Annotated in this window: 6 protein-coding genes and 1 pseudogene; 2 read left to right on the forward strand and 5 right to left on the reverse strand. The window is 73.6% G+C overall.

Annotation, left to right across the window (positions count from 1 at the left end; translation table 11 throughout):
- Positions 1–254 (forward strand): annotated as a pseudogene (locus tag ACJ6WD_RS41160) (hypothetical protein); the annotation flags it as partial.
- 3 nt (positions 255–257) lie between these two features.
- On the opposite strand, the gene ACJ6WD_RS41165 reads toward ACJ6WD_RS41160, so the two are convergent.
- From ACJ6WD_RS41165 to ACJ6WD_RS41185, 5 genes are all read right to left on the reverse strand, one after another.
- Positions 258–458 carry a hypothetical protein gene (locus ACJ6WD_RS41165; protein WP_407617799.1) on the reverse strand — a complete coding sequence of 67 codons (201 nt, stop codon included), beginning with the start codon at positions 456–458 and terminating at the stop codon, positions 258–260.
- Between the two features lie 114 nt (positions 459–572).
- Positions 573–890, reverse strand: a complete 318-nt coding sequence (locus ACJ6WD_RS41170; RefSeq protein WP_016574556.1) for a hypothetical protein — start codon at positions 888–890, stop codon at positions 573–575.
- Positions 887–1,237 carry a WhiB family transcriptional regulator gene (locus ACJ6WD_RS41175; protein WP_016574557.1) on the reverse strand — a complete coding sequence of 117 codons (351 nt, stop codon included), beginning with the start codon at positions 1,235–1,237 and terminating at the stop codon, positions 887–889. Before ACJ6WD_RS41175 ends, ACJ6WD_RS41170 begins: the two co-directional genes overlap by 4 nt.
- Before the next feature lie 119 nt (positions 1,238–1,356).
- On the reverse strand, positions 1,357–1,683 hold the full coding sequence (locus ACJ6WD_RS41180; protein ID WP_038521634.1) for a hypothetical protein: 327 nt from the start codon (positions 1,681–1,683) through the stop codon (positions 1,357–1,359).
- A gap of 144 nt (positions 1,684–1,827) precedes the next feature.
- Positions 1,828–4,098, reverse strand: a complete 2,271-nt coding sequence (locus ACJ6WD_RS41185; RefSeq protein ID WP_308401725.1) for an ATP-dependent DNA helicase UvrD2 — start codon at positions 4,096–4,098, stop codon at positions 1,828–1,830.
- Positions 4,099–4,352: 254 nt separating this feature from the next.
- Between ACJ6WD_RS41185 and ACJ6WD_RS41190 the strand changes: the two genes are divergently transcribed.
- On the forward strand, positions 4,353–4,598 hold the full coding sequence (locus tag ACJ6WD_RS41190) for a mycoredoxin (protein ID WP_016576739.1): 246 nt from the start codon (positions 4,353–4,355) through the stop codon (positions 4,596–4,598).
- The last annotated feature ends 56 nt before the right edge of the window (positions 4,599–4,654 follow it).

Genomic DNA, 4,654 nt, shown 5'->3' on the forward strand with positions numbered 1-4,654 from the left:
CGGACGACGACACCGCGGGCCACGACGAGGCGGACGCCGGCTCGGCGGAAGGGGGCGCCTCGGCGGGTGCGGCGGACGACGACACCGCGGGCCACGACGAGGCGGACGCCGGCTCGGCGGAAGGGGGCGCCTCGGCGGGTGCGGCGGACGACGACACCGCGGGCCACGACGAGGCGGACGCCGGCTCGGCGGAAGGGGGCGCCTCGGCGGGTGCGGCGGACTGCGCCGGCAGTCCGGCGGAGAGTCCGGCCTGACCCTCACCACCAGCTGGAATCCAGCCGGCCTTCGATGGCGCGGATGTTGTCCCGGGCACAGCGGTCACAGGAGTACCGGCGCTCGCCGTTCTCGACCGAGCAGGTCCACGTCGGCGGGGTGCCCTCGGCCACCGCGCCGCAGCACGTGCACACCGTGCCGTCGGAGGTCAACTCCGCCTGTTGCTGCGTCTTCTGGTCCACCATCCGACGATATCCCCGCAAGGGCCGTGAAGCGGGACGCAACGCACCGCGGGGCCCGTCCGGTCGGACGGGCCCCGCGGTGCTCACGGGCTCAGTGCACGGTGCGGGTCCGCCCGGTCACTGCATCACGGCCATGGCCAACGCCCGGCGGGCGCGCAGCGACGCGCGCTCGGCGCGCCGCTGCATCCGCCGCGCGGCCGCGAGCCGATGTCCTCTGCGTTGGGACTCGGCTTCGGAAAGGCGTTGTTCCACATGGGCCCTGGCCAGGGCTTCTGGCATGAGTTGCATGGCGAGGTTCCTGTTCTGACGCGACTCGATCGCGCTGACGTTCGTGGGTGCGGTGGTGTCGGTGAAAGACGGGTTCATCGTGGGGTCCTGCTTCTGGGGGTCCCGGGTGAGGGGACGGTCGATCGTTCCTGTGCGCGCGGTGTTCATGCCACGACCGGGTTCTTGCGCGGACGACCCCGCGGACGCTTCCGCGGCACGACGACGCCCTGCACGAAGAGCTCACCGCCCCACACGCCCCACGGCTCGCGGCGGTCCTTGGCGCCGGCCAGGCAGGCGTCCCGCACCGGGCAGGTCTGGCACAGCGTCTTGGCGTACTCGACGTCGGCCGGGGACTCCGCGAAGAAGACCTCGGGGTCGTAGGTGCGGCAGGGGACGGAGGTGCCGAGGCGGTCGATCTCGTCGTCGAGCTCGGTGAGGGGCAGCAAGGGGTTCTCCTGGGGGTCTGGCGGAGGGATCAGGTCGGTGGCGGACGGGGTGTGCGTCTGGAGTTGCACGGTGGTGTGTTCCTCGTCTGTTCCGGCCCGGCTGGTGGCGGGCACGTTGGGCAAAACAAAAGGACCGCGGATCCCGGTGTGGGTTCCGCGGCCCTGGAAGGTGCCGACCTGATCGCCGATCAGGCTGGATCTCTCCAGGATTCGAGGCCGCGGTAGGCCCACATGTCATGCTGCGACTGGTACTTCCGGGGTTCGGCACCGTTGGCCGCCGTCGCGAAGGCAAAGGCATTCGCCCGTGCCGTCGCCACCGCTGCTGCGGGTGCCTCGGTCGGTCGCACGATCGGCTCGCCCACCGTCGGAACGGCGAGGGCGTCGGGACGCGCGACCTCGGTACCGGACAGACGGCCGGAGCCGGACAGACCGGTGCCAAGGAGCGAGACGCCAAGAGCGCAGGGGGCGACGACCGAGAGATCGGTCATTTTGTTGGTCTCGATGAAGCTGATCACTGGGCTCGCCTCCTCTCGGCGTCTAGGGGACCGGGAAAACCCGATCCGGGGCGTTCAAGTACAGCACGGAATCATCGGATCCCGGAAGTTCCGGTGTTTCCGCTGCTTCCGAGAGGCTATGGGGATGCGCTCCGCGCGCGCAAACTATTTTTCCGACGAGTTTTCCGCGGCGTCGTCGGGCCCCTCCGCGAGGTCCCCGCCGGGCTGCGCACCGGGCTCCTCACCGGCGCAGATCGCCAGTACGTCGGCGCCGAAGCGGTCGAGCTTGCGGCGGCCCACGCCGGGAATGACGGCCAACTCCTCGGCGGCCGTCGGGACGGCCTCGGCGATGGCCATCAGGGTCTTGTCGGTGAAGACGCAGTAGGCCGGCTGGCGGGTGCCCGCGGCCTGCTCGGCGCGCCAGTCCCGCAGCCGCTCGTAGAGCGCCTCGTCGAGCTCCGAGGGGCAGTCCTCGCAGCGCATCAGCTTCATCTCGCCGGGATCGGTCAGCGTGCGGTTGCAGACCCGGCAGCGGGCCGGGCTGCGGTGCGCGCGCGCCGGCCGGCCGGCGGCCGCCGGGGCACTGCCGCCGCGCTCGATGCCGCCGGTGAGCAGCCCGGCGGTGCGGCGGCGGGCCGAGCCGGTGCCGGGCCGCAGGCCGTCGAGGAAGCGGCTGGCGCTGCGCACCGCCCGCCCGCCGGGCGAGCGGGCCAACGACCAGGACAGCGCCAGGTGGCGGCGGGCGCGGGTGATGCCGACGTAGAGCAGCCGGCGCTCCTCCTCGACCTGCTCGTCGGTGCGGGCGTGGTGGAGCGGCAGCATGCCCTCGGTGAGGCCGACCAGGAAGACCGCGTCCCACTCCAGGCCCTTGGCGGCGTGCAGCGAGGCGAGGGTGACGCCCTCGACGGTGGGGGCGTGCTGGGCGGCGGCCCGCTCGTCCAGTTCGGCGACGAGGTCGGCGAGGGTGGCGGCCGGGCGGGCCCGGGCGAAGTCCTCGGCGAGCCGGACCAGGGCGGCGAGCGACTCCCAGCGGTCGCGGGCCGCGCCGGAGCCGGCCGGCGGCCGGTCGGTCCAGCCCGTGTCGCTGAGCACCGCGCGCACCTCGGACGGCAGGTCGGCGGCGCCGGCGAGCAGGGTGTCGTTGCCGCCGAAGCGGGCCGCGCCGCGGAGCTTGACGCCGGCCTCGCGGACCTCGGGCCGTTCGAAGAACCGCTCGGCGCCGCGCAGCTGGTAGGGCACGTCGGCGTCGGCGAGGGCCTGCTCGTAGACCTCGGACTGGGCGTTGATGCGGAAGAGGACGGCGATCTCGCTGGCCGGTACGCCGGCGGCGATCAGGTCGCGGATCCGGCGGGCGGTGCCCTCGGCCTCGGCGGGCTCGTCGCCGTACTCGGTGAAGACCGGCTCGGTGTCCGGCTCGCGCTGCGAGACCAGCTCCAGGCGGTGCTCGGCGGCGCGGCCCCGGGCCCGGGAGAGCAGGCCGTTGGCGAGGTGGACGACCTGGGGGGTGGAGCGGTAGTCGCGGACGAGCTTGACGACCGTGGCGTGCGGGTGGCGGACGCGGAAGTCGAGGAGGTGGTCCGGGGTGGCGCCGGTGAAGCTGTAGATCGTCTGGCTGGCGTCGCCGACCACGCACAGGGTGTCGCGGTCGCCGAGCCACAGCTCCAGCAGCCGCTGCTGGAGCGGGCTGACGTCCTGGTACTCGTCGACGACGAAGTGCTGGTACTGGGAGCGGACCTGCTCGGCGATGTCGTGCCGGTCCTGGAGCACGCCGACCGTGAGCAACAACACGTCCTCGAAGTCGATGGTGCCGCGGTCCCGCTTGAGCTGCTCGTACGTGGCGTATATCTGCCCGATCTCGGCGGGGTCGCGGGGCGCCTCGCGGCCGGCCTTGGCCGCCGCGGCCGGATAGTCGGCGGGCACCGTCTGGGTGACCTTGGACCACTCGATCTCGCCGGTGACGTCGCGCAGCTCGTTGCGGTCGAGGCGGAGGCGGCAGCGGGCGGCGGCCTCCGCGATCAGCGGGCCCTTGCGGTCGAGGAGCCGCGGCAGCTCGCCGCCGACCGCCCGCGGCCAGAAGAACTGGAGCTGGCGCAGGGCCGCGGAGTGGAACGTGCGGGCCTGGACGCCGGCCGCGCCCAGCTGCCGGAGCCGGCCGCGCATCTCGCCGGCGGCGCGGGCGGTGAAGGTGACCGCGAGCACGCTGGCGGGCTGCAGGATGCCGGCCTGGACGCCGTAGGCGATGCGGTGGGTGATCGCGCGGGTCTTGCCGGTGCCGGCACCGGCCAGGACGCACACGGGTCCGTGCAGGGCCGTGGCGACCTCCCGCTGCTCGGGGTCGAGCCCTTGGAGCACCGCGTCGGCCCCGCTCGGCGGAAGCGCGTGGGGAGAGCCGCCCGGAACCTGCGGGAAGAGAGTGGCGTCCGTTGCTGCTGTCACCCCGCCATGCTGCCAGGTCCGCGGGCGCACCCGGGAAAACCGTCCACAGCGCCCGGGGGCCGGTCGTACCGGCGGGCCCGGCTGGGGACGGCCGGGGGCCTTGCGGGGCCCGGCCGAGGGACGGTGGTGGGGGCCGGCGGGCGGCCGGGAATGGTCCGGGGCCGGTGGACGTTGTCGACATCAGTGCCACGGCGTCGGAGCGATGCGCGTGGCACCTGATCACGATCCACACCGAGCTAAGGAGCGCGGGGCGCATGGCGGGCACTGTGACGATGTACAGCACGACCTGGTGCGGTTACTGCCGTCGGCTGAAGGGCCAGATGGACCGCGAGGGCATTGCGTACACCGAGGTCAACATCGAGCAGGACCCGGAGTCCGCGGCGTTCGTCGAGAAGGCCAACGGCGGCAACCAGACGGTGCCGACCGTGCTCTTCGCCGACGGCACGACGCTGACCAACCCGTCCCTGGCGCAGGTCAAGGAGAAGGTGGCCGCGGCCTGAGGGCCCGGCGCACCGCAGGAGCGGGGGGCGGGGGGGGGGGGGGGGGGGGGGGGGGG

The sequence above is a fragment of the Streptomyces sp. VTCC 41912 genome, assembly GCF_045799175.1.
GTDB lineage: Bacteria > Actinomycetota > Actinomycetes > Streptomycetales > Streptomycetaceae > Streptomyces > Streptomyces albulus_C.